This is a genomic window from Mesorhizobium sp. M0870, assembly GCF_040319775.1.
Classification (GTDB): Bacteria; Pseudomonadota; Alphaproteobacteria; order Rhizobiales; family Rhizobiaceae; genus Mesorhizobium.
Window position 1 is genome coordinate 117,478 of sequence record NZ_JAMYOI010000005.1, and the last position, 24,528, is coordinate 142,005.

21 protein-coding genes and 1 pseudogene are annotated in these 24,528 nt (G+C 61.5%); 10 read left to right on the forward strand and 12 right to left on the reverse strand.

What is annotated here, in order from left to right; all coding sequences use genetic code 11:
• Nucleotides 1-121: 121 nt before the first annotated feature.
• Nucleotides 122-1,363 (forward strand): MFS transporter, encoded by a 1,242-nt coding sequence (locus NKH97_RS08320; RefSeq protein WP_352796071.1) that lies wholly within the window; start codon nt 122-124, stop codon nt 1,361-1,363.
• A 71-nt stretch (nt 1,364-1,434) separates the two neighbouring features.
• Here NKH97_RS08320 and NKH97_RS08325 read toward each other — a convergent pair whose 3' ends face one another.
• Nucleotides 1,435-2,292, reverse strand: coding sequence for an alpha/beta fold hydrolase (locus tag NKH97_RS08325; RefSeq protein ID WP_352610481.1), 858 nt, complete (start codon nt 2,290-2,292; stop codon nt 1,435-1,437).
• Between the two features lie 151 nt (nt 2,293-2,443).
• Between NKH97_RS08325 and NKH97_RS08330 the strand changes: the two genes are divergently transcribed.
• The gene (locus NKH97_RS08330) at nt 2,444-2,872 is read left to right on the forward strand and encodes a MarR family winged helix-turn-helix transcriptional regulator (RefSeq protein ID WP_352610482.1); all 429 of its coding nucleotides are present in this window, start codon (nt 2,444-2,446) and stop codon (nt 2,870-2,872) included.
• Nucleotides 2,873-2,968: 96 nt separating this feature from the next.
• On the opposite strand, the gene NKH97_RS08335 is transcribed toward NKH97_RS08330, so the two are convergent.
• From NKH97_RS08335 to NKH97_RS08370, 8 genes and pseudogenes are all read right to left on the reverse strand, one after another.
• Nucleotides 2,969-3,751, reverse strand: coding sequence for an ABC transporter ATP-binding protein (locus tag NKH97_RS08335; protein WP_352610483.1), 783 nt, complete (start codon nt 3,749-3,751; stop codon nt 2,969-2,971).
• 49 nt (nt 3,752-3,800) lie between these two features.
• Nucleotides 3,801-5,150, reverse strand: a complete 1,350-nt coding sequence (locus tag NKH97_RS08340) for an ABC transporter substrate-binding protein (RefSeq protein ID WP_352440471.1) — start codon at nt 5,148-5,150, stop codon at nt 3,801-3,803.
• Nucleotides 5,151-5,236: 86 nt separating this feature from the next.
• Nucleotides 5,237-6,567, reverse strand: a pseudogene (locus NKH97_RS08345) (ABC transporter substrate-binding protein).
• The gene (locus NKH97_RS08350; RefSeq protein ID WP_352796076.1) at nt 6,564-7,634 is read right to left on the reverse strand and encodes a branched-chain amino acid ABC transporter permease; all 1,071 of its coding nucleotides are present in this window, start codon (nt 7,632-7,634) and stop codon (nt 6,564-6,566) included. Before NKH97_RS08350 ends, NKH97_RS08345 begins: the two are co-directional and overlap by 4 nt.
• A 3-nt stretch (nt 7,635-7,637) precedes the next feature.
• Nucleotides 7,638-8,519 carry a branched-chain amino acid ABC transporter permease gene (locus NKH97_RS08355; protein ID WP_023809823.1) on the reverse strand — a complete coding sequence of 294 codons (882 nt, stop codon included), beginning with the start codon at nt 8,517-8,519 and terminating at the stop codon, nt 7,638-7,640.
• Entirely contained in the window at nt 8,516-9,310 is a 795-nt protein-coding gene (locus NKH97_RS08360) for an ABC transporter ATP-binding protein (RefSeq protein WP_031212725.1), read from the reverse strand. The genes NKH97_RS08355 and NKH97_RS08360 overlap by 4 nt, the downstream gene beginning before the upstream one ends.
• A 91-nt stretch (nt 9,311-9,401) precedes the next feature.
• Nucleotides 9,402-10,835 (reverse strand): LLM class flavin-dependent oxidoreductase, encoded by a 1,434-nt coding sequence (locus NKH97_RS08365; protein ID WP_352610484.1) that lies wholly within the window; start codon nt 10,833-10,835, stop codon nt 9,402-9,404.
• 480 nt (nt 10,836-11,315) lie between these two features.
• Nucleotides 11,316-13,322 carry a putative bifunctional diguanylate cyclase/phosphodiesterase gene (locus NKH97_RS08370; protein WP_128303836.1) on the reverse strand — a complete coding sequence of 669 codons (2,007 nt, stop codon included), beginning with the start codon at nt 13,320-13,322 and terminating at the stop codon, nt 11,316-11,318.
• Between the two features lie 292 nt (nt 13,323-13,614).
• Between NKH97_RS08370 and NKH97_RS08375 the strand changes: the two genes are divergently transcribed.
• The 4 genes from NKH97_RS08375 to ychF all read left to right on the forward strand — a co-directional run bounded on the left by NKH97_RS08375 (nt 13,615) and on the right by ychF (nt 17,484).
• Nucleotides 13,615-14,649, forward strand: coding sequence for a class I SAM-dependent methyltransferase (locus NKH97_RS08375; protein WP_352796081.1), 1,035 nt, complete (start codon nt 13,615-13,617; stop codon nt 14,647-14,649).
• A gap of 249 nt (nt 14,650-14,898) precedes the next feature.
• Nucleotides 14,899-15,540 carry a 50S ribosomal protein L25/general stress protein Ctc gene (locus tag NKH97_RS08380; RefSeq protein WP_023809827.1) on the forward strand — a complete coding sequence of 214 codons (642 nt, stop codon included), beginning with the start codon at nt 14,899-14,901 and terminating at the stop codon, nt 15,538-15,540.
• Between the two features lie 23 nt (nt 15,541-15,563).
• Entirely contained in the window at nt 15,564-16,289 is a 726-nt protein-coding gene (pth, locus tag NKH97_RS08385; protein ID WP_352796089.1) for an aminoacyl-tRNA hydrolase, read from the forward strand.
• A 91-nt stretch (nt 16,290-16,380) separates the two neighbouring features.
• Entirely contained in the window at nt 16,381-17,484 is a 1,104-nt protein-coding gene (gene ychF, locus NKH97_RS08390) for a redox-regulated ATPase YchF (protein WP_023809829.1), read from the forward strand.
• Between the two features lie 67 nt (nt 17,485-17,551).
• Here ychF and guaD read toward each other — a convergent pair whose 3' ends face one another.
• Nucleotides 17,552-18,916, reverse strand: coding sequence for a guanine deaminase (gene guaD, locus NKH97_RS08395; RefSeq protein ID WP_023809830.1), 1,365 nt, complete (start codon nt 18,914-18,916; stop codon nt 17,552-17,554).
• 136 nt (nt 18,917-19,052) lie between these two features.
• On the opposite strand from guaD, the gene NKH97_RS08400 reads away from it, so the two are divergent.
• The 4 genes from NKH97_RS08400 to NKH97_RS08415 all read left to right on the forward strand — a co-directional run bounded on the left by NKH97_RS08400 (nt 19,053) and on the right by NKH97_RS08415 (nt 22,665).
• Nucleotides 19,053-20,387: a uracil-xanthine permease family protein gene (locus tag NKH97_RS08400; protein ID WP_023809831.1), complete on the forward strand. Its 1,335-nt coding sequence runs from the start codon at nt 19,053-19,055 to the stop codon at nt 20,385-20,387.
• A 236-nt stretch (nt 20,388-20,623) separates the two neighbouring features.
• Entirely contained in the window at nt 20,624-21,598 is a 975-nt protein-coding gene (corA, locus tag NKH97_RS08405; RefSeq protein WP_023809832.1) for a magnesium/cobalt transporter CorA, read from the forward strand.
• A 123-nt stretch (nt 21,599-21,721) separates the two neighbouring features.
• Complete coding sequence (locus tag NKH97_RS08410) at nt 21,722-22,198, forward strand: MaoC family dehydratase (protein ID WP_352440375.1); 477 nt, start codon at nt 21,722-21,724, stop codon at nt 22,196-22,198.
• The gene (locus NKH97_RS08415) at nt 22,195-22,665 is read left to right on the forward strand and encodes a MaoC family dehydratase (RefSeq protein WP_023809834.1); all 471 of its coding nucleotides are present in this window, start codon (nt 22,195-22,197) and stop codon (nt 22,663-22,665) included. The genes NKH97_RS08410 and NKH97_RS08415 overlap by 4 nt, the downstream gene beginning before the upstream one ends.
• A gap of 45 nt (nt 22,666-22,710) precedes the next feature.
• Here the strand turns inward: NKH97_RS08415 and NKH97_RS08420 are convergent, their stop codons facing one another.
• Together NKH97_RS08420 and NKH97_RS08425 are read right to left on the reverse strand one after the other, a co-directional pair.
• A complete protein-coding gene (locus tag NKH97_RS08420) occupies nt 22,711-23,256 on the reverse strand; it encodes an adenine phosphoribosyltransferase (protein WP_013529989.1) in 546 nt (181 codons plus the stop codon).
• A 9-nt stretch (nt 23,257-23,265) separates the two neighbouring features.
• Entirely contained in the window at nt 23,266-24,411 is a 1,146-nt protein-coding gene (locus tag NKH97_RS08425) for an alpha-hydroxy acid oxidase (protein WP_023809835.1), read from the reverse strand.
• Between the last annotated feature and the right edge of the window lie 117 nt (nt 24,412-24,528).

Sequence of the window (24,528 nt, forward strand, 5' to 3'; positions counted from 1 at the left end):
TCGCAAGCGGCTTATAAGGCACCGTCCCCAGGCGCCCCACAGGAGCGTCCGACAAGGCGGCCGCAGGAGCGTCCGTCAACTGCCTGCGGGTGTGCCCGCCAAAAAGACCACGGAGCCTACCTTGACCGATACGACAGCCGCCAGCGTCGCCCCACCGGCGACCACCAGTCACGCTTCAGCCCAGGGGACGGCCTTCACCGTCATCCTGGCGGTGAGCTTCTGCCATTGCATCAACGATATCATGCAGTCGCTGCTGTCGGCCATTTACCCGCTCCTGAAAGAGAATTATGGCCTCGATTTCTGGCAGATCGGCTTGTTGACCTTCACCTTTCAGGTGACGGCATCGCTGCTGCAGCCTGTGATCGGCATGATCACCGACAAGCGGCCGATGCCCTATTCGCTGCCCTACGGCATGGCGGCATCGCTGATCGGCCTGATCGTGCTCGCCTATGCCGGGCATTATTCGCTGCTGCTGATCGGCGCCTCGCTGATCGGCATCGGCTCGGCGATCTTCCATCCGGAATCCTCGCGCATCGCCCGCTTCGCCTCCGGCGGCCGCTTCGGCTTGGCGCAGTCGCTGTTCCAGGTTGGCGGCAATTTCGGCCAGTCCATGGGGCCGCTGCTGGCGGCCTTCATCGTCGTGCCGTTCGGCCAGACCAGCATTTCCTGGTTCGCCGTCGGCTCGCTGATCGGCATCATCGTTTTGTGGCAGGTCGGCGGCTGGTACAGCCGGCTGCGTGCCGCGCAGGGCACCCGCAAGGCGGCGAGCTTCGTTTCGCCTTTCCCGCGCCGCAAGGTGACGAATGCATTGATCGTGCTGACATTGCTGGTGCTGAGCAAGAATGCCTACATCGCCAGCCTCGCCAGCTACTACACCTTCTATTCCATGCATAAGTTCGGCGTTTCGGTGCAGATGTCGCAGGTCATGCTGTTCCTGTTCCTCGGTGCCTCGGCGCTGGGCATCCTGCTCGGCGGCCCGTTCGGCGACCGCTATGGGCAAAAGGCGATGATCTGGTTCTCCATCGTCGGCGTGCTGCCTTTCACGCTCGCCCTGCCCTACGCCAATCTGGAATGGACAATGGTGCTGACGGTGCTGATCGGCCTGATCCTGTCCTCGGCCTTCTCGAACATCGTCGTCTTTGCGCAGGAGCTCGTGCCGGGCCGCGTCGGCATGATCGCCGGCATCTTCTTCGGCTTCGCCTTCGGCATGGGCGGCATCGCGGCGGCCGTGCTCGGTATCGTCGCCGATATGAAGGGCATCGATTTCGTCTTCCAGATCTGCTCGTATTTGCCGTTTCTTGGATTGCTCACCGTGTTCCTGCCGAACATGAAGGAAGCGCGCAAGGCGCAGGCGGCCGCCTAGATCAGGCGGATCTGAACCCACAAACTGCACCCGCCTGAGGGCGGGTGCTTTGTAGTCTCTTCGGAAGCGCCTTACGCCTTGAAGAAGGCCAGCAGGTCGGCGTTGATGACGTCCGCATGGGTCGTGGCCATGCCGTGCGGGAAGCCCTTGTAGACCTTGAGTTCGCCCTTCTTGAGCAGCTTGATCGTCAGCAGCGCCGAGTCGGCGATGGGAACGATCTGGTCGTCGTCGCCGTGCATGACCAGCACAGGCACGTCGATCGCCTTCAGATCCTCGGTGAAGTCGGTTTCCGAGAAGGCCTTGATGCAATCATAATGCGCCTTGGTGCCGCCCATCATGCCCTGGCGCCACCAATTGTCGATGACGCCCTGCGATACCTCCGCACCCGGACGATTGAAGCCGTAGAACGGACCTGATGGAATGTCGCGGAAGAACTGGGCGCGATTGGCTGCCTGGGCGGAGCGGAAGCCATCGAAAACCTCGATCGGCAAGCCGTCGGGATTGGCCGCGGTCTTGAGCATGATTGGCGGTACCGCGCCGATCAGCACTGCCTTGGCGACACGGCCGCCGGCGCCATATTGAGCGACATAACGTGCCACTTCGCCGCCGCCGGTCGAATGGCCGACATGAATGGCGTTCTTGAGACCCAGATGGGCGGCAAGTTCCGCCACATCGGCGGCATAGGTATCCATCTCGTTGCCGATATCCGTCTGGGTCGAGCGGCCGTGACCTCGGCGATCATAGGCAATGACACGGTAGCCCTGTGACAGGAAGAACAGCATCTGGGCGTCCCAATCGTCGCTGCTCAACGGCCAGCCGTGATGAAAGACGACAGGCTGCCCGGTCCCCCAGTCCTTGTAGTAAATCTGCGTTCCGTCCTTGGTGGTGATCGTGCCGCTACCGGAGCTGGGCTTGGTTTGCGAGGTCATCTCAATCTCCTTCTGGTTATTTCCGCGATAAACAATATCGCGATAACGATATAGCTAACGGAGCCCAAAACCCTTGTCTACAAAAATATGTATCGCGATATCATTTTTCGTGGTATCGAATTGATGCCCATATTGGCAAAAGGAATGCGCCGTGCCTCTCCCGTTGGACAATCAGCTCTGTTTCACGCTCTATGCCACCAGCATGGCGATCAACCGCACCTACAAGCCGATGCTGGACGAGATGGGCATCACCTATCCGCAGTACCTGGTGCTGAACGCACTTGGAGAGGCCTATGGGATGTCGGTCGGCACCATCGCCAACCGGTTGGCTTTGGAATCGAGCACCGTCACGCCGCTGGTGAAGCGAATGGAGCAAGCCGGGCTGGTGACCCGCCAGCGCAGCCAGACCGACGAACGCCAGGTGCAGGTCGACCTGACATCAGCCGGGCGCGCGCTGCTGGTCCAGTGCAACTGTCTGAACGAGACCTTGGTCGAACGCTCGGGCATGACGCTGGCCGAGCTCGATGCCTTGAACCGGCAGATCCAGGCGCTACGCGCCGCGTTGATCGGCGACCGGTAGCCGGCCCGGCCTTCTCGACGGTCGGACCTCACCCGCCGGCCTCTGCCCGCGAGATGCATCCTCGAAGACATTCGCGGATCGAACGCGACGACTGCGTCAGGGCGCGTCGCCCAGATAGATGCGGTGGAGATCGTCACGCGCTGCAAGGTCGGCCGCCGGCCCTTCGAGCGCCACGCGGCCGGTGTCAAGAACATAGCCGCGCTGTGCGTAGGCAAGCGAGAGAGCCGCATTCTGCTCCGCCAGCAGAAAGGCCGTCCCTTTCTCCCGGTTAAGGCGCGCGATGATCGCGAAGATTTCCTGAACGATGCGCGGTGCGAGCCCCATGGAGGGCTCGTCGAGCAGGACGAGCCTTGGTTGCGTCAACAACGCCCGGCCGATGGCCAGCATCTGCTGTTCGCCGCCGGACGCAAGCCCGGCATGCGTGCGCCGCTTGTCGCGCAGGCGTGGAAACCAGCCGTAGACGTCGTCGAGCTGACGCTGCAGCTCCTTGCGGCTTGGCCGGTGCAGAAATGCGCCGGTCAAGAGGTTCTCCTCGACCGTCAGATGCGAGAAGACATGGCGCCCTTCCATGACGTGGACGATGCCCCGCGTTGCCAGTCTGTTGGCCGCAAGCCCGAGAATATCCTCACCGTCGAGGCGAATATGCCCCCGGCCCACCTTGGCCCGATCGGCGCTGGCCAGGCCCGAAATCGCCTTGAGCACAGTACTCTTGCCGGCACCGTTCGCTCCAAGCAAAGCAACGATTTCGCCGTTGCCGATCGTCAGCGACACATCGGCGACGGCCAGAATGGCGCCCCCATAGACGACTTCGATGCCCGACACTTCGAGAAGGGTGTCCTGATCAGCCGCCGGGGCGACGGGCTTCGATGTCGTGGTCATGGCGTTTCTCCTTATCGTGGGAAACCGTCAAAGCGGCCGCCGCGTCCTGTCAGTTGCTGCCGATATCGCGGGGCGTAATTCCATGCTCCTTGGCATAGGCCTCGGATTTCGCGTCGATCAACGGACGCAGCGTTGTGCGATCGGCCTGCACCCAGTCGCTGACGAGAGACCATTTGGACCCGTTCCATTGCTGCACGCGCACCGCGCCGCCGCCCTCATGGTCCGCGGGCGTCAGTTGGAGGTTCTGCACCAGGCCTCGGAAACCTGCCCTTTCAAGGGCTGCGTCATCAAGCTTCAGGTGCTCCAGCGCCCACTGGCCTTCTTCTCCGGTGATCGGGCGGTTGCCGAACTTGGCCTGGGCCTGCCGAACGATCTCCACAGAGAGCAGGGCGCCGACGAGACCTGAATTGTAATAGACGCTGCCGAAGGCCTTGGTATCGCGCAGGTCGGACTTGCCGGCGTCGATGATGTCCTTCTTCAAACGCTCGTGGATCTTGAAGTCGGCGCCGGCCGGATAAGGCGTCAGCGCCAGATATCCCTTCGCCGCTTCGCCGGCCGGGATCACGTCTTCCTCGGACGAAGCCCAGACATCGCCGATGATGTGGTCGGCGGGAAAGCCGAAACGCACCGCGGTCTTGATGGCTACCGGCGTCGAAACCCCCCAGGTTCTCAGGAACACCCAGTCCGGCTTTGCTTCGCGGACCTGCCGCCACTGCGAGGATTGTTCGCTGCCCGGATCGGCAACGGGAATCTGGATATTCTCGAAACCGTATTTCTTTGCCAGAAGGGCGAGCGGATCAAGCGTCTCGCGGCCATAGGCGCTGTCATGGTAGACGGTGGCGATCTTCTTTCCCTTGAGCTTGTCGAAGCCGCCTTCGCGCTCGGCAACATAGTTCACGACCGCCGACGCCTCGCTGTAGAAGGTCACCATGACCGGAAAGATATAGGGGAACACACGCCCGTCGGTGGCCTCGGTGCGACCGTAGGCAAGTGTTACCAGCGGTATCTTGTCCGCGGCCGCGCGGTCGGAAAGTGCATAGGCGGCAGGCGCGCCGTTCGGGAAATAGGCGGCGACCGGAGCGCCGTTCAGCCCGTGCTTGAAGCGCTCATAGCATTCGATGCCCTTTTCGGCCGTCCATTCCGTCTCGCATTCCTGCCAGGCAATCTTGACGCCGTTTATGCCGCCTTCGACTTCGTTGATATAGCGGTAATAATCGATCTGCCCGGCCCAGATGGAAGCGCCCGACGCCGCATAGGGGCCGACGCGATAGCTGGCGATCGGGAAAAACTGTTTGTCGCTGTCGGGACCCGGCTGGGTTTCAACGGCCTTGGCTGCACTGGCAAGCAGCAGCAACGAAGTGGCAGCCGCCAGGGCAGCGCGCAAGAGCTTTTGGTGCATGGCGAGCTTTTGGTGCATGGTGAACTCCTGTTTCAGGCAAGGAGGGGCACGACGCCCCTCCCCCGGTGGGACTATCAAGTGGAATATCAATTGGTTTCGGTATCTGGCGTACGCGGTGCGATGCCGTGTTCCTTGGCATAGGCGGCGGCTTGCTGCTCGATCAGCGGCCGTAGCGCTTCGTGGTCGGCCTTGATCCAGTCGGTCTGGAGAACCCACTTCTTGCCATCCCAGCTCTGGATGCGGGCAGCGCCGCCGCCTTCATGGTCAAGCGGCGTGATCTGGATCGGCTGCAGCAGGCCGACAAAGCCGATCTCCTTGAGACGGTTTTCGTCGATGGTCAGATGCTCGAAGGCCCACCGGCCTTCCTCGCCATTCAGGGGACGAGCGCCAAACTTCTTGTAGCCGGTGCGGAGCGCCTCCACGGCGAGCGCGGCATTGACCAGACCGACATTGTAATTGACGGCGCCGAAATACTTCTGATCGCGCAGGTCGGACTTGCCGGCGTCGAGAATGAATTTCTTGAGCCGCTGATGGATCTCGAAATCGGCCCCCGCCGGATAAGGCGCAAGGGCGGAATAGCCGATCGCCGCCTTCCCGGCCGGGAGACGTCGGATTCGGAGCCGGCCCAGACGTCGCCGATGATATGATCGGCCGGAAAGCCGAAGCGGGCTGCCGTCTTGATGCCCACCACGGTGGAGACACCCCAGGTGCGCAAGAACACCCAGTCCGGCTTCAGCTCATGGACCTGGCGCCATTGCGGCGACTGTTCATTGCCTGGATCGGCGACGGGGATCTGGATGTTCTCGAAGCCGTATTTCTTGGCGAGCAGGTCGACAGCGGGCTGGGTGGCACGCCCATAGGCGCTGTCGTGATAGACGGTTGCTATCTTCAAGCCCTTGAGCTTATCGAACCCACCGACCTTGGACGCGATATAGTTGATGCCGGTCGAGGCCTGGCTGTAATAGCTGAACAGCAGCGGGAAGGCATACGGGAACACCCTGCCGTCGATGGATTCGGTGCGCCCACCGGCCGGATCGATCAGCGGGATCTTGTCGGCGGCAGCCTTCTCGAGCAGCGCATAGGTCGCGGGCGTGCCGTGCGTGAAGAAGAAAGCGATCGGCGAACCATCCTTGCCGCCCTTGACCCGCTCGTAGACCTCGACAGTCCGGTCCGGGCTCCACTCGGTCTCGAACTCTTCGTAGTTGAGTTTTATCCCGTCGATGCCGCCCTCGACCTCATTGATATAGCGGAAATAGTCCCTTTCGCCTGCCCACCAGAGTTCGCCCGAAGAGGCGTAGGCACCGACACGATAGGTCGGCAGCGGGATATATTGCGACACATCCGCGGCGTTGAGCGTGGCGGGGCTCGCCACGAAGGCGCCACCCGCCAAAAGCGCGGCAATGATCAGTTTCTTCACGTCTGTCTCCTGATTTTGAGCCGCGCAAGGCGGCGATTGCCTAAATCTCCACGCTGTCTTTGCAGCAAGCGGGCTAGTCCCTCCGGTTCCTTGATGAGAAACCAGAGGATGAGGACCCCGAAGATCACCTTCTGGATGTTTTGAAGCAGTCCGGCGTCGACATGGCCGCCGAGCACCCGCTGGAACAGCCAGTCGAGCGCCAGCGGCAACAGGCTGACGAAGGCGGCTCCGAAATAAGCGCCGCGAATGGTGCCCATGCCGCCAATGATGATGATGAAGAGTATCTGGTAGGATCGCGTCAGGCCGAAGCTCTGCACGCTGGCCGATCCGAGATACGCAAATGCCCAGAGTGCGCCCGCAATGCCCAAGATGAAGCTCGATACGGCGAAGGCCTGGAGTTTCGCGCGCAGGATCGGCACGCCGATCACGGCCGCTGCCGTATCCATGTCGCGGATGGCCATCCAGTTGCGACCGGGCTGGCTGCGCACGAGATTGTAGGAAAGCCAGGTCAGCACGGCGACGCTGGCGAGCGTCAGGTAATAGCGTCCGTGCGGGCTGTTGAGATCGATGCCGAAGACGGACAGACCCGCTGGAAGGGAGATCGTGGCGGACGGATCACCGTTGTAGAACCACGGAAATTTGAGAAACAGCCATTCGAAGAAGAACTGCGCGGCAAGCGTGCTGACGATCAGATAGAAACCCTTGATGCGGGTCGAGGGAAAGCCGAAGGCGAACCCGACCGCGCCGGCGACGATGCCGGCTGCTATCAGTGCCAATGGCAGCGGCAGTTCGGGCAGCCGCAGCTGGAAGGCAAATGCCGCATAGGCGCCCACCATCATGAACGCACCGGCGCCGAGCGATATCTGGCCGGCATAACCCGTCAAAAGGTTGAGGCCGAGACCTGCCAGCGACAGAATAAGGAACGGCACGGCGATAGCATTGATCCAGTATTCCGTGGCGAGGAAAGGTAGGGCAACAATGAGGGCAGCCGCGGCTATGCCGACCAGTGTCCGGGTGCTTGCGCCCTCGCCTATGCCGCCGGTAAGCCGGAGTTCAATATCGGACATGATTCAGACTCTTTCGATTTTCTGTTCGCCAAACAGACCGGCGGGGCGGATGAAGAGGAAGGCGAGCGCCAGCGCATAGGCAAACCAGGGCGTGATGCCGCCGCCGAGGAAGGGGCCGATATAGGTTTCGGCTAGGCTTTCCGTTGCACCGACAACGAGCCCGCCGACGATGGCGCCGGCGATAGAGGTGAAGCCGCCGATGATGAGCACCGGCAGGGCCTTCAGCACCACCAGCGACAATGAGAACTGCACGCCCTGGCGGGCGCCCCAGAGCAGACCGGCCACAAGCCCGACGAGCCCCGCAATGGTCCAGACGATCTGCCAGATGCGGTTGACATCGATGCCGATGGAGAGAGCGGCGCGAGTATCGTCGGCCACGCCCCTGAGCTCAACTCCGAGGCGGGTCTTGTTGAACAGCAGCGACAGGGCCACCACCAGGACGAGCGCGACTGCGGCGGCGGTGAGATCAAACTGGCTGATCATGATGTCGCCGAGGAAGATCGGCAGATCCTCGATGCCGAGATCGAGCGCCCTGACCTGCGACCCCATGAGCCCTTGGGCTGTCCCTTCGACGATGTAGGCCAGCCCGAGCGTCGCCATGAACAGCGTCATCGGGCTGCGGTTGACGAGCGGGCGCAGGATCAGCCTCTCGATCCCGACTGCCATCAGCGCAAGCACGACCACCGTGATCGCCAGCGCCACCAGCACCGGCACACCCTGATCGGTCAGCGACACGAAGGTCAGGGCTGCAAACAGCAGGATGGACCCCTGCGCGTAGTTGAAGACGCCGGAGGCCTTGTAGATAAGCACGAAGCCGATGGCGACGAGCGAGTACATCGTGCCCGCCAGCAGGCCGCCGATGAGGGTTTCGAGAAACATGTTCATGCGGCGATCTCAACCTTGTCGTGGCCCAGATACGCGGCGATGACCTCGGGATTGTCGCGAATGGTATCCGGCGCGCCATCGGCTAGCTTGCGCCCGTAATCGAGCACGACGACATGGTGAGCGAGCTTCAGCACGATGCCGATATCGTGCTCGATCAGCACGATCGTCAGCTTCAGGTCGCGGTTCAGCCTGGCAATGATCTGCGCGATTTCCTGTTTCTCGGCGCTGTTCATGCCTGCCAGCGGTTCATCGAGAAGCAACAGGCGGGGAGCCGCGACAATGGCGCGCGCTAGTTCGACCTTCTTCTGCACGCCGTAGGGCAGCAAGGCCACGGTGGTCTCGGCATGCCGCTCCAGATCGAAGAGGCGCAGGACTTCATGGGCGCGCTCGCGGAAACGGCGCGCCTCGGCGCGTGCGCGCGGCAAAAGCAGTGCTTCTTCCAGGAGCGTTGCGCGAGCATGCCTGGACAGGCCGGCAATGACATTGTCGGCGACACTCATTCCCGAAAACAGCGCGTTGTTCTGGAACCCGCGGCCGATGCCGCGGCGCGCGGCCTCCAGCGGCTGCATCCGATGGAAATGTTCGCCCTCGAAGATGATCTCGCCTGAATCGGGAACATAGACGCCGTTCAGTATGTTCAGCAGCGAGCTTTTTCCCGCCCCATTCGGGCCGATCAGGGCGCAGATTTCCTGAGGCGCCACCTCGAAACTGAGATCGGAGATCGCCTTCACGCCTTTGAATGCGAGGGAGATGTTCTTGACTTCCAATGCGGGTGCGGATGGCGTTGTCATGAATTCAGCGCTCCATGGTGGCTAACAGAGGCAAAGTCCGACGGTCCGGCGGCGCGGGCCGCTTTCCCTTCGGCGCCGTGCAGGGATGATGTCAGGCCGGTTCGGATTGGCGGGCGTGCCCTTCGGTCAAGGTTGATTGCGCCGCGGCCTCGTCGCGCTTGACGCGTTCGATGTCGCGGAAGCGATGGGCCGGATGGTTTCCCGGCAGATAGGGGCCTTCGCCGAACAGCTTTTCGCGCAGTGTGCCCTCGCGATACTGCGTCGCGTAGACCCCGCGCTTCTGCAGTTCCGGCACGACGTATCCGATGACGTCGGCAAAGCTGTCATGCGCCAGCGCATAAGCCAGGTTGAAGCCGTCGATGTCGGTTTCCTCGACCCACTCCTGCAGAAGATCGGCGATCGTCGATGGCGATCCCACGAAAAGCGGCCCGAGACCGCCAATGCCGCCCCATTTTGCAAGCTCTTCGATGGACCAGACCTTGTCGCCTCCGGCCAGATGCTCGACGGCGGAGATGATCGCGTTTGTCTTGACTTTCTTGACCGTATCCGTCGGTTTGTAGTGTCCGAAATCGATGCCGGTCCAGCCAGACATCAGGACCAAGGCGCCGTCATAGGAGGCGTGGTTCGCGTAATCCTGATATTTAGCCCGTGCCTTTTCGTCGGTTTCATCGACGATGATGGTTGCCATCGCATAGATCAGCACCTTTTTCGGATCGCGACCCTGCTCGGCGGCGCGCTTGCGGATTTCCGCGACATAGGCGCGGGTGGCATCCTTCAGAGGCGTCGAGATGAACACGCATTCGGCGTGGCCGGCGGCGAACTGCTTGCCGGCACCCGAGGCGCCGGCCTGGAAGAGAACGGGCGTGCGCTGTGGCGAAGGTTCGCATAGGTGAAAGCCCGGCACATCGAAATATTTTCCCTTGTGGCCGATCTCGTGGATTTTTGTCGGATCGGCAAATATCCCGCGCTCCTTGTCGCGCAGCACGGCTCCCTCTTCCCAACTGCCCTCGAACAGCTTGTAGAGGACTTCGATATATTCGGTTGCAACGTCATAACGATTGTCGTGGCTGCGCAGCCCGCCCTGGCCGATGTTCTTGGCCCCGCTCTCCAGATAGGACGTGACGATGTTCCAGCCGATACGGCCCTTGGTATGGTGGTCCGCCGTCGAGAGGCGGCGTGCGAAGGTGTAGGGATGCTCAAAGCTCGTCGAAGCCGTGATGCCGATGCCGAGATGTTTGGTGGCCAAGGCGATCGGGTTGGCGAGCTGCAACGGATCGTTCACCGGGATTTGCACGCCTTGCAGCAACGCATTGTCGAGGTTGCCCTTGTAGACATCATAATAGCCGATCACATCGGCGATGAAGACGGAGTCGAAGAATCCGGCCTCCAAAAGCCTGGCGAGATCTGTCCAATACTCCAGATCCTTGTAGTCCCAGGACCGGTCACGCGGGTGGCGCCAGAGGCCGGGCGACTGGTGACCGACGCAGTTCATTTCGAAGGCATTGAAGCGGATGGTCTTGCTCATTGTCGGTTCCGGAATCCTGCAAGCAATCGTGGTTGAGCTGGCAGGGTAGGGCCGGGAGCCAAATATCAAAGTAAATATATGGTTTAATAGACTAATCTAGGGAATAGCATTCCTCGATCGAGCCGTTTCGCGGAAGCAAGGTGTTTTGCGCGAGATCCCCATCAGGAAAAAGTAGACGCAATCACCTTGCCGCCGGTGGCGATCTTGACCCGGTCCGCCAAGCGGATGGTGCGATGATCCTGACGGCGATGGTCGGGCTGATCTGGCGCCGGCCTTCTCCACGTGGTCGTCTTTGGTGCCGGGCCGCGTCTCGACATCCGCCGCGGCTCAGCCCGCTGACGGTGTTCCTGCCGATATGAAGCAGGCCAGAAACTGGAAGCCGGCGCGGCGCTCAGGTGAAGTCAGCTAGACTTCGGCTTTTGGCCCGTCGCGGCCAAATAGCGGCCTAAGCTCTAAGCCAAATGCCACCGCCCACACGTATCATGCGGACTTAAGCACGGCAAATGACCGTTTGCGCATGGCCCGCTTTGCCTGGAAACTGACGGCGGGAGCGGGGCGGCCGACATGGAAGCCCTGGATCTTGTCTATGCCGAATTCGCGCATCAAGACCATCTGCTCGTCGGTTTCCACCCCTTCGACCAGGATCTTGTGGCCGCGATTTCGGACCAGGGTGATAATGTCCTGCAGCATTGCCTTGCCGCTCGGGGAACTGCAGTCGTGAAGAAACGAGCGGTCGATCTTCACCGTATCGAAATCGATCAGGCGAAGCCACGAAAGGCCCGCGAAGCCCGTCCCGAAATCATCGAGCCATATCTTGATCCCGAGCAGCTTCAGGTCGCTGATGCAGCGCAGGATGTCCGAATGCATCTCCATCTCCAGCCCTTCGGTGATCTCGAAGGCCAGTCTGCTGCCGGCGACGCGGGTCTCGCCCAGAATGGTCGCAACAGACGTTGCGAAGCCCGGTGTCTTAAGCTGGATCGGGGAGACGTTGACACTGACGACATGGACGTGATCGTCTGCCAGGAGCTCGGCGCACACTGTCCTTATCGCCCAGCGCCCGAGTTCCAGGATCGCGCCGGTTCGTTCGGCGACGGGAATGAACAGGCTGGGCGGAACCGATGTGCCGTCCAGCATCTTGAGGCGCATCAGAGCCTCTACCGCTTCAACCCGGTCCGATTTGACATCCTGGATGGGCTGGTAAACGAGTGAAACGAGATTCTGGCCGATCGCTATCTTCAGCAAGGCCGCAATGTTCTCACTCTCGTCGCTGCTTTGCGGATCGGTTGGATCGAACAGCCGGGCACAATTTCGGCCGCCGGCTTTTGCCAGATAGAGAGCGCGATCGGCCTCGTGGATGATCTTCTCCAGCTTGGCCCCGGTCTGCGTCCTGGTGAATGCGGCGCCAACGCTCACCGTTACGATCGAGACGCCGTCGCGCCGGAGCTCGTGGGTAAGCGCCAGGTTCTCCACCGTGCTGCAAATGGCTTCGGCGATGTTCAGGATCTGCTCTTTTGTCTCCATGCGCGCCAGGACGATGAACTCTTCGCCGCCGTAGCGGCCTATGGAACCATTATACTGTTTGATCATCTCGCTCAGGGCATTGGCGACATGGATCAGGCAGCGGTCGCCTTCCTGATGGCCGTAGCAGTCGTTGAATTTCTTGAAGAAGTCCACGTCGATGAGGATCGCCCCGAAGCTGGTGCCGACCTTTTGCCAATCGCTCCAGTAGTCCCGCAGCTTCTCGTCGATCGCGCGCCGGTTCTCCAGACCTGTAAGCGGATCGGTCCGCGACAATCTCAGCAGGGCCTTGCCGCGTTCGGTCGCCTCATTGTGCTGGATCTTGGCTTCCAGGGCATTCAGAAAGACGTTGTAGCGTTCCTCATTTAGTTTCCAGTTAACATACGAGGTGAACGTAAAACAAGAAACATAGAAAGCCCCAAAAACCATTTTGTATGTGAGGGTTGAAGGAACAAAGTAGTTTACAATGTAAAGTATACATAAAATTATTGCGGAAGTTACGATAGAAAGCTTGAAATTGAACGTAAAGAAAAGATTGGCGCTCATCATGAATATGGTCCCAAAGACCATATAGTAAGAGACACTTTCCTTGTCCGCGCCCATAATCGCCGGACACAGCCAACCAACATAGCCAAAGATAATGGCCCCGGCGCAGGTCACGTCGAGCCATTCCGTCCCGACGCCATGGCGAAGCTGCGCTTCCAGGATCAAAAGCGCGCTCAATCCGACCGTGAAGCGCGCCGTGATCGTATAGGCGGCCACATCCGGGATCAGCAGCAGATCGGTTGCCGAAAACAAGAGATAGATCGCAACCGCGATCCAAAGCCCTGGCCTGGCTTCCCCTCTTCGCGTCGCCTGCGCTTCCGTGCGGTAAAGGGTGCGAAGCTCGTCGGCCCCCAGTTCGTAGCGCGGCTCGTACGGCTCCGCATCAACCGCATCGACCAATACGGAGGACAGGTGTTCGTTCATCACAATAGACCCCGTTTGAAAGGGATTTTGTTTTCCGAACTCATTTCCAGCTTCTGCCCCCACGCGGGCCGGCTCCTTGGACGCGACGGCGATTGCGACGCCGGGCAAACAAATGCAATCGCGCAAGACAAGTTTCCGTTAACTCGAACCCGGAATTAGGGCCGAAAGCCGTCTAAAGAGGAACATGGTTGGCGGGAAATTAATCATAACGATAAAATGCCGTCGGCTCGACATTGGCAAAGGGAGCATTCTACGCAATAAGTTAACCGACTGTTAACTATGGAGTGATGGCGTGCAGACCGTTCTTGATGGCAAAAGCTTGATTACTGCCGAGATGCTCGCCGGCACGCTGCCTCGGGGAAAGCTCGAGCATCATGGCGAAGCGTTCGAAACCGCTCGCGCGGAGCTGGCCCTCATTCTCCACGCGACACAGCAGCAGGTCGAACAGGACAAGAACCCGGCCGAGATCGTCGGTCGCTTGCTGTCCTTTCTGAATGGCCTGCATTCCAAAGTTCATCCCGACGTCTGGCATGCGTTGATACCGGTTGCGCAGAACCATCCGATCCTGAAGTATTTTCTCGAGGATCCGCTGACGCACTGGTCCTTCACCAAGCCCAGGGGCTATTCCGGCGACGCGCAGTTGCTTGATTACATTTATTGCGATCCGCATGTGGCAGAGAGCGTGGCCAGCGCCTCGGAGATCGGCAAGGCCCTGTACAGCCATACCCAGAACGTACCGTCATGCGTCGCCGCACGGGAGCGGCGCGATCTCTTGACCCGATACGTCGATCAGATCGCAACCAAGAACGGACCGGAAACCGAGGTCCTGGCGATCGCGGCCGGCCATTTGCGGGAAGCCAATCGTTCGGTCGCCTTGGCGGAGGGCCGTCTCAAGCGTTGGGTAGCGCTCGATCAGGATCCCCAGAGCGTTGGGCTGATCGCGCGCGATTTCCAGGGCACCGCGGTCGAAGCCATCGACGGCTCGGTGCGGACCGTGCTCACGCGGGGTCACAAGCTTGGCAAGTTCGATTTCGTCTATGCCTCCGGCCTTTATGACTACCTCGCCCACAACGTCGCGGTGAAACTCACGAAGACCTGCCTGCAGATGTTGAAGCCGAACGGGACGTTCCTGTTTGCCAACTACGCCGAGGGCACGCCTGACGCCGGCTACCGGGAGACATTCATGGACTGGGTGTTGCTGCTGCGGTCGGAGGTCGATATGTGGAACATCGTCAATGCCAGCGTCGACCGCAACGCCGTCGAGGCGCAGGTGTTCTTCGGCGAGAACCGCAACGTGCTTTATGCCGTCATCGAAAAGCGCGGATAGCGACCGCCTGGACTGCACCAGGCCGGGCGTGCCTTTGGCTTGCACCTCCGGCCGCCTTCCGCTATAGAGCCGCCACCCGCGTAGACACCCTTGGAGGCAACGCGGCGGAAGGCCGCCTTCCCGCATGATCCCGAAAAGTGGATTCCGGTTTTCGGACCAGATCATGCATGGGCATGTCGGCTTTCGACGTTTACGGTCCAGGCCCTCTGCCCATCGTGAGCGCTCCAGAACAAACCGAAAGGAAATGCCATGAGCCACGACACTTACGAGCTCAAGGCCGAAGCACGCGAACAGGTCGGTAAGGGGTCCGCCCGTGCAGTTCGCCGCAACGGTAAAGTGCCTGCAGTAATCTATGGTGACAAGCAGCCTCCCCTGGCTATCGCGCTCACCTACAAGGACATCTACTACAAGATCCATGGCGGCGGGTTTCTGACCACGATCGCCACGATCGATGTCGACGGCAAGAAGATCCAGGTCCTGCCGAAGGACTTCCAGCTCGACCCGGTCAAGGATTTCCCTGTCCATGTCGACTTCCTGCGCATCGGCAAGGACACCCAGGTCAATGTCGACGTGCCTGTCCACTTCATCAATGAAGACAAGTCGCCCGGCATCAAGCGCGGCGGCGTGCTCAACATCGTGCGTCACGAAGTCGAGTTCCACTGCCCGGCCAATGCGATCCCGGAGTTCATCACCGTCGATCTCACCGGCGCCAACATCGGCGACTCGATCCACATCTCGGCGGTCAAGCTGCCGGCTGGCGTCAAGCCTGTGATCTCCGACCGCGACTTCACCATCGCGACCATTGCCGGTTCGTCGGCGATGAAGCCGGAGACGGAAGAGACGGCTGAAGCGGCTGCACCTGAAGCGGCTCCTGCCGCCGAAGAGAAGTAACTCTTTCACGCCCGGAGCAGGCGATGCTGCTGTTTGCAGGTCTCGGCAATCCGGGCGCGAAATACGCTGACAACCGCCACAATGTCGGTTTCATGGCGGCGGACGCAATCGCCCGCCGCCATTCCTTTTCGCCTTGGTCGAAGAAATTCCAGGGCCTGATTTCCGAGGGCACGCTCGGCGGCGAAAAAATCGTCCTGATCAAGCCGCAGACCTTCATGAACCTGTCCGGCCAGTCGGTCGGCGAAGCACTGCGCTTCTACAAGCTCGAGCTTTCCGCGCTCACGGTCTTCTATGACGAGATCGACCTTGCCGAAGGCAAGCTGCGCATCAAGACCGGTGGCGGCGCCGGCGGCCACAACGGCATCCGCTCGATCGACGGCCATGTCGGCAACGCCTATCGCCGCGTACGGATCGGCGTCGGCCATCCCGGCGTCAAGGAAATGGTCCAGCACCATGTGCTCGGCAATTTCGCCAAAGCCGACCGCGAATGGCTCGACCCGCTGCTCGACGCGATCGCCGACAACGCCGCCATGATCGCCAAGGGCGACGAGTCCGGCTTCATGAACAAGACCAGCCTCGCCGTCCAGGGCAAGGCCGGCTCGCAACCGGAAAAGCCGGCACCGAAGCAGCCGGCGCACAAGCAGCAAAGTCACGTCCGCCAGGCACGGCCGCAGCAGGTGCCAGCCAAGCTGCCGGAAAGCGGTCCAATGGCCGCCATGCTGAAGAAGCTGTTCGGCGGCAAGGACTGAGCATCAAGGGGACCGAAGGGCTTGACGTTGATCACCCCTATCGCCCATAGCCCTGATCAAATTTCTATTTTCCCGATAGGACCGAACAAAAATGGGTTTCAAATGCGGCATCGTTGGCTTGCCCAACGTCGGCAAGTCGACGCTTTTCAACGCGTTGACCAGAACGGCTGCGGCGCAAGCCGCCAACTATCCATTCTGCACCATCGAACCGAACACCGGCGAGGTGGCGGTGCCAGATCCGCGCCTGCAGAAGATCGCCGCGATCGCCAAGTCGAAGGAGATCATCCCGACCCGCATATCCTTCGTCGACATTGCCGGTCTGGTGCGCGGTGCCTCGAAGGGCGAAGGGCTGGGCAACCAGTTTCTCGCCAACATCCGTGAGGTCGACGCCATCGTGCATGTGCTGCGCTGCTTCGAGGATGACGACATCACCCATGTCGAGGGCCGCATCGACCCCGTCGCCGATGCCGAGACGGTCGAGACCGAGCTGATGCTCGCCGACCTCGACAGCCTCGAACGCCGCATCGTGCAATTCCGCAAGCGCGCCGGCAGCAAGGACAAGGAAGCGACGACCGTGCTGCCGCTGATGGAGGCAGCGCTCGAACTGCTGCAGGCCGGCAAGCCGACCCGCATTCTGCTCAAGGGTATTTCGCCCGAAGATTTGCGCATCCTGCAGGGCTTGAACCTTCTGACCTCGCATCCCGTGCTCTATGTCTGCAATGTCGCCGAGGCCGACGCCGCCACCGGCAACGAGCACACCAGTGCCGTGGAAAACATGGCCACCGCCCAAGGCGCCGGCACCGTGGTGATCTCGGCGGCGATCGAGGCGGAAGTCGCCCAGCTCTCCGACGAGGAAGAAATGGAATTCCTGTCGTCGCTGGGCCTCGACGAACCCGGCCTGAACAAGGTCATCCGCGCCGGCTACGACCTGTTGCATCTCATCACCTATTTCACCGCCGGGCCGAAGGAGACGCGCGCCTGGACCATCCATAAGGGCGACAAGGCGCCACAGGCCGCCGGTGTCATCCACACCGATTTCGAGCGCGGCTTCATCCGCGCCCAGACCATCTCCTACAACGACTTCGTCACACTGGGCGGCGAAGTGGCGGCCAAAGAAGCCGGCAAGGCGCGCGACGAAGGCAAGGAATATGTCGTCCAGGACGGGGACGTCCTGCTGTTCAAGTTCAACACCTGATGTGACGGATGTCACGCCGCCGTGGCGGCGTGATCAGCGCCCTCTCCGGCTAGCCCGGGAAAACCAGCTATTGCCCAACTACCCTCCGGCCACTCACCCAGACCGTGGCGATGTTGGCCCGCGCTGCGTTGAGCACGATCTTCTGGAATATCTCCTCAAGCGTATCGTCGGCCATGCCGATGTGGATGTTCGATGCCCTGGCGCTGGTGTCGATCAGCAGCGCGTCAAACTCATAGCCGACGCGAAAATTGCCCGTCGGCAGATCAAGTGCTTCCGCACCGCCGGCGGTCGCCAGCCAGAACGCCTCCTGGTGCGTGATGGGTTCGCCGGGCGCACCGCGTTGCTCCGGCGGCAGGCCGGCATGCACACCGCTTTGCAGCGTCCTCGACGCTGACAATGCATGTCGGCAGCCATCGAACAGTGACGGGCTGTAGCCTCCGGAAATGTCGGTTCCGAGCCCGACGTGCATGTGCCGGTCAAGTGCTGCGCGCAGCGGAAATGCGGCATTGGCGAAATAGAAATTGGACAGCGGGCAATGGGCAACAGCCGCGCCCCTCTCCTCTATGAGGTCCATATCCTGCTCATCGATGAAATTCGAATGCGCCAGGATCGTATGCCGGGTGAGCAGGCCGAAACCATCAAGGCTTGCCGCATCGGTGCGGCCGAAGCGCGTCTCGACGAACTGCTTTGCCCAGTCGCTCTCCGAGCAATGCGTCTGCACGTGGCAGCCGAATTCGGTTGCCAGCTCGCCGAGTCCTTGCAGCGCCGCATCCGTGCAGCTTGGGATGAAGCGCGGTGTGATCGCCGGCTGGACGAGCGGCCTGTCGCGCGGATCCAGCGACTTGACCGCCTCGATGAACCGTCTGGTGTCCGATACCGCGCTTGCCGCATCGGCATCGCGGTAGAAAGGTGGACACTGCTCTGGATCGTCCATCACCACCTTGCCGACGAGCGCGCGTTGACCCTTCTCAAGACAGGTCTCGGCAAGCGCCAGGCTCGCGTCAACATGGACCGTGGCGAAATAGAGCGCCGTGGTGGTTCCGTTGGCCAGCAGGTTATCGACCAGATCGGCATAGACCTCGCGGGCATAATCGACATCCGCATAGCGGGCTTCGAGCGGAAAGGTGTATTTCTGCAGCCAGACTTCGAGCGGCACATCCAGCGCCTTGCCCATCTGCGGCCATTGCGGCGCATGGATATGCAGGTCGATGAGACCGGGCAGCAGGAATTGGCCATTGGCAAGCTCAACAAGCGTGCCCGCCAGGCGGGCAGCGTTCTGCCTGACCTCGTACTCGCGATGATCCGGCGCCAGCATTTCCGCGATGCGCCCCTGTGCATCGACGCTGAACAGATGGTCCTTCAGCACCTCCAGCCTGCCGCGTTGGGGCGTGTGGAAGGCGGTGCCGAGCAGCGTGAAGGGTTCTCTCGTCATTGCGGCTCCGGTTTGGCTAACGGTCTGCTTGGCCTACAAAAAAACAGTTGGCAAATGTTGTGGCCGCTGTCCTTCGGCACCGACTGATCCCATGATCGAGCGGGAATTTCCAGAGGGGTCAGAAGGGGAACGGTACATGGAACGCGTTGCGTCAGAGATCACATTGATTGCCCAACCGGACGATCCGCTGCCATGGGGCAAGGCAGCGCTGCTCGGCCTCCAGCATGTACTGGCGATGGACGTCTACATCGTGCCGTTTATCATCGCATCGGTGCTCGCCTTCAGCGTCGGCGATGCCGGCGCCTTTATCCAGTCCGCATTCGTGGCCGCAGGCATTGCCACACTGATCCAGTCGCAGCTTTTGATGCGGCTGCCGGTCGTCCAGGGGCCGTCCTTCGTCCCGATCGGCGCGGTGCTGGCCATCGCCTTCGGAGCAGGCGGCGGCGTTGGCGGTCTCTCCGCCGTGGTCGGAGCGCTCATTCCGGGCGCCATACTGGTCATCCTGCTCGGTTCGCCGACAAGAATCTTCCATCGCCTCGTCAACCGCTTCGTACCGCCCATCGTCGGCGGTGCGATCATCATCGTCGTCGGCGTCGCCTTGATGCCGGTGGCGCTCAAGGAGAGCGTGTTCGCGGTCCACGGCACCGCCACGGTCGGCGGCAACATCGTCCTCGCTTTTATCGCCGCTGCCTTCCTCGTCGGCTGCATGCTGACCGGCATGGCACTTGGCGCGAAGGGCGCCTGGCTGCGCCTGCTGTCCGTGATCATCGCCCTGGTGGCAGGCAGCGTGGCCGCCGCCTTCATGGGCCAGTTGAACATGGCGGGCGTTGCGGACGCGACATGGTTTTCCATGCCGCGAATCGCCTTCCTCAATCTCGACGTGACGTTCTCGCTGTCGGCGACACTGACGATGCTGATCGTCTATATCGTCGTTCTCGCCGAAACCACCGGCACCTGGTTCGCCGTCGGCGCCGTCATCGACAAGCCGCTGTCGGACGAGCAGCTCGACAAGGGCGCGACAGGTGAAGGCCTCGGCTGCCTGGTCAGCGCGCTGCTGTGCAGCACCCCGGTGACCGGCTATTCGTCCAATGCCGGCATCATTGCCATCACCGGCATTGCCAGCCGCGCCGCCTTTGCCGCCGCCGGCATCTTCCTGGTGCTGTTCGGGCTGATCGGCAAGCTTTCGGCGGTCATCGCCTCGATACCGGGGCCTGTCATCGGCGGCGTTTTCGGCGTCCTCTGCGTCGTCATCGCCATGAACGGTTTCCGCGTCGTGCGCGGTACACCCCTGACCGAGCGCAACATGCTGGTCATCGGTCTGCCGATCCTGATGGCGCTGTTTGCCACGCTGGCGCCGCCGGATTTCGTCAAGACGCTCCCCGACCTCGTGCAGTACATCCTCGGCTCATCGATCGCCTTCGGCGCCGTCTGGGCCATCGTGCTGCACCAGATCCTGCCAAACTCCCGGTAGACGTATCCTAAGATGGCGGGCGGCAATGTGCCGTCCGCTATCTCTCTGCATCGTTGACAGCACTTGCCGTTGACCTGTTTTGCGGGCGGCATGGCCTGCCTTGACCTTGTCACATCACGGGTCTAATCGGCTGGGGCACGCGGTCGGCGCTTTCGGCGAAAGTGTCCGTCTCGTGCAATCCAACACGACGCGTCAATCCGAACGCACCCTTTGACCCCAGCAAGGGATATCAGGCGATGATCAAGGCCTTCGTCGTGGACAATGACCGCCTGCGCGTCGTCGACGATCTCCTGGCAAACAGCGAGACCATCGTCTGGGCGGACCTGTTCAACCCGACAAAGGAAGAGGAAGCGACGATCGAGAGCTGGCTCGGCGTTGCCATTCCGACGCGCGAGGAGATGGAGGAGATCGAGATTTCGAGCCGCCTCTATGTCGAGGACGGCGCCTACTTCATGACCGCCACCCTGCCCGCCCAGACCGAGGTCGACGATCCCTTGATGTCGCCGGTCACCTTCGTGCTCGCCGGCACAAGGCTGATCACGGTGCGCTACCACGAGCCGAAGGCCTTCAAGACCTTTCCGCAGCGCGCCGAGAAGGTGGCGACCGGCTGCACCAGCGGCGACACCATCCTGATCGGCTTGCTGGAGGCGATCGTCGACCGTCTCGCCGACATTCTGGAACGCGCCGGCCGCGACATCGAGGCGATCTCGCGCGATATATTCGAGGCGCGGTCGACCAAGGTTTCCAAGCGCAACCGTGATTTCCAGGAGTTGCTGAAAGCCATCGGCCGCAAGGAGGACATCGCGTCTTCGATCCGCGACAGCCTGATCTCTCTGCAGCGGCTGGCAGGCTTCTTCGCCCATGCCTCGACCCGCACCAAGATGAGCAAGGACACCAAGGCGCGCATCAAGACGCTGTCGCGCGATGTGCTGTCGCTCGCCGACCACGCCACCTTCCTGTCGCAGAAGATCTCCTTCCTGCTCGACGCCACCCTCGGCATGATCTCGATCGAGCAGAACGCCATCATCAAGATCTTCTCGGTCGCCGCCGTCATCTTCCTGCCGCCGACTTTGGTCGCCTCGATCTACGGCATGAATTTCGACGTCATCCCCGAGTTGAAATGGGAGCTTGGCTATCCCTTCGCCATCGCCATGATGGTGCTGTCGGCGATCCTGCCCTTCTGGTACTTCCGCCGCCGCGGCTGGCTCTGAGTGGCCCTGTCGATCGGCTGCCACAGGCTGGCGCAGTAGAAATCGCTTGACCAAACGAACGCCGGCCTGCATCCGGAAACCCCGATCCTGGGGATCGTGGGTCGACAAGCCGGATTCCAGACCATGACTGCAGAGATAAAAACATGGGCCTATGAGGACTTCATCGAGGGCGCATCGATCGACCTCGGCTCGAAGCTCGTGAGTGCCGCCGAGATCGTCGAATTCGCCGGAGAATTCGACCCGCAGCCGATGCATCTCGACGAGGAAGCCGGTAAGGCCAGCATCCTCGGCGGGCTGGCAGCGTCGGGCTGGCACACCTGCGCAATGTTCATGCGCATGCTGTGCGGTGCGTTCCTGCTGGACTCGACCTGCCAGGGCGCGCCCGGAGTCGATCAGGTCAAATGGAAGAAGCCGGTCCTGGCCGGCGACCAACTGACCGGCACCCTGATGGTTATTGCCAAGCGCCTGTCGAAATCGAAGCCGCAACTCGGCTTCGTCACCATGCGCAGCGAACTGTTCAACCAGCGTGGCGAAAGCGTCTTCGAGCTCGAGAACTCCGTCATGTTCCTCACGCGCGATGCCGCGGGGAGCCAAGCATGACACTGGACGAGTTCTTCCGTATCGGCACCACCGTCACGCTCGGCTCGCACTCATTCGAGCCCGAGGCGATCAAGGCCTTCGCCCGTAAGTACGACCCGCAAATCTTCCATATCGACGAGGAGGCCGCGAAGAAAAGTGTGCTCGGCGGCCTCTGCGCGTCCGGCTGGCACACGGCCGCGACCTGGATGAAACTCAATCTGGAAAACCGTATGGACGCCGAGATCGCTGCGTGGAGCGGTCCCGGTCCAGTGCCGGAATTCGGTCCCTCGCCCGGCTTCAAGAACCTGAAATGGCTGAAGCCGGTCTATGCCGGGCAAACCATCACCTTCACGCGCACCGCGCTGTCGCACCGCCCAATCGCCTCACGCCCCGGCTGGCGGCTGCTGGCGCTGCGTTCGGAAGCTTTCGATTCCACCGGCGACAAGGTGCTCGAGTTCGAAAGCGCCGTTCTGGTGAAGGCCGAGTAACGCCACTTTCCCTCTCCCTTCTTGTAGGAGAAGGGAGAGCACTCCTCAATGTCCTTCGAACCCTATCAGCGTTCTGACCGGCACACCGAGGGCTTCGAGCTTGGCGCGGCCGCCGAGGTCCGGCAGGTCGATGACAAAACAGGCAGCGAGGATGTCGGCGCCGATCTGGCGCAGAAGTTTGACCGCGGCTTCAGCCGTTCCGCCGGTGGCGATCAGATCGTCGACAAGGATCACCTTCTCGCCCGGAGCAACGCCGTCCTTGTGCATCTCCATCTCGTCCAGCCCATATTCCAGGCTATAGGCGACGCGCACCGTTTCGTAGGGCAGCTTGCCCTTCTTGCGGATCGGCACGAAACCGGCCGAGAGCTGATGGGCGACGGCGCCGCCAAGGATGAATCCACGTGCCTCGATGCCGGCGATCTTGTCGATCTTCTGGCCGGCATAGGGATGCACCAGTTCGTCGATGGCGCGGCGGAAGGCGCGCGCATTGCCGAGCAGCGTGGTGATGTCGCGAAACAGGATGCCGGGCTTGGGATAATCCGGAATGGTGCGGATCGCGGCGAGCAATGTGTCTTCGAGGGAGGATTTCATGGGTCGAGATTACCTGAAACGGACGTTCTTGCGCGACAATTGTTCGATCGAACTGCAGCCCATCAGCTTCATGCCGCGTTCGATCTCGACCCGCATCTGCTCAAGCGCCCGTTCGACGCCGGGCTGGCCTGCCGCCGCGAGCGGGAACAGATAGTAGCGTCCGACGCCGACGGCCTTGGCACCGAGCGACAGCGCCTTCAGCACATGGGTGCCGCGCTGCACGCCGCCATCCATGATGACGTCGATCCTGTCGCCAACGGCGTCGACGATCTCGGCAAGCTGATCGAACGCCGCCCGCGAGCCATCCAGCTGCCGCCCGCCATGGTTCGACAGCACAATGCCGCTGCAGCCGATGTCGACGGCGCGTCTTGCATCCTCCACCGATATGACGCCCTTGAGGCAGAACGGACCCGACCAAAGCTTGACCATCTCGGCCACGTCGTCCCACGTCATCGACGGGTCTAGCATCTCGGTGAAGTAGCGGCTGATCGACATCGTGCCGCCACCCATGTCGACATGCTCGTCGAGCTGCGGCAGCTTGAACCCCTCATGGGTGAAATAATTGATCGCCCAGGCCGGCTTGAGCGCGAACTGCGCCATTCCGGCGAGATTGAGCTTGAAGGGAATGGCAAAGCCGGTGCGTTTGTCGCGCTCGCGGTTTCCCCCGGTGATGCTGTCGACGGTCAGCATCATCACCTCGACGCCGACCGCCTTTGCGCGCTGCATCATCGCCCGGTTAAGACCTCGGTCCCGGTGGAAATAGAACTGGTAGACCTGTGGGCTGCTGCTGATGCCGCGCGCCTCCTCGAGGCTGACGGTGCCAAGCGAGGAGACGCCGAACATGGTGCCGTATTTGGCGGCGGCCCTGGCGACCGCGCGCTCACCCTGATGGTGGAACAGGCGCTGCAAGGCGGTCGGCGAGCAATAGAACGGCATCGCCAGCTTCTGGCCCATGACCGTCACCGACATGTCGACCTCGCTCACTCCGCGCAGCACGTTGGGAACAAGGTCGCAGGTCTCGAAGCTTTCGGTGTTGCGGCGATAGGTGACCTCATCGTCGGCCGCGCCGTCGATGTAGTTGAAGATCGGCCCGGGCAGCCGCTGCTGTGCCATCCGCCGGAAATCGGAAAAGTTGTGACAGTCGCTGAGCCGCATCATCGAATTCCAAAGGCCATGGCGGGACGAGCTTCTCGCCACCGTTCGATGCGTCGAATATCAACCTGATGCCGCCATGCCAACGGACTAATTGCCGAACTTTCGCTTGAGCACGAG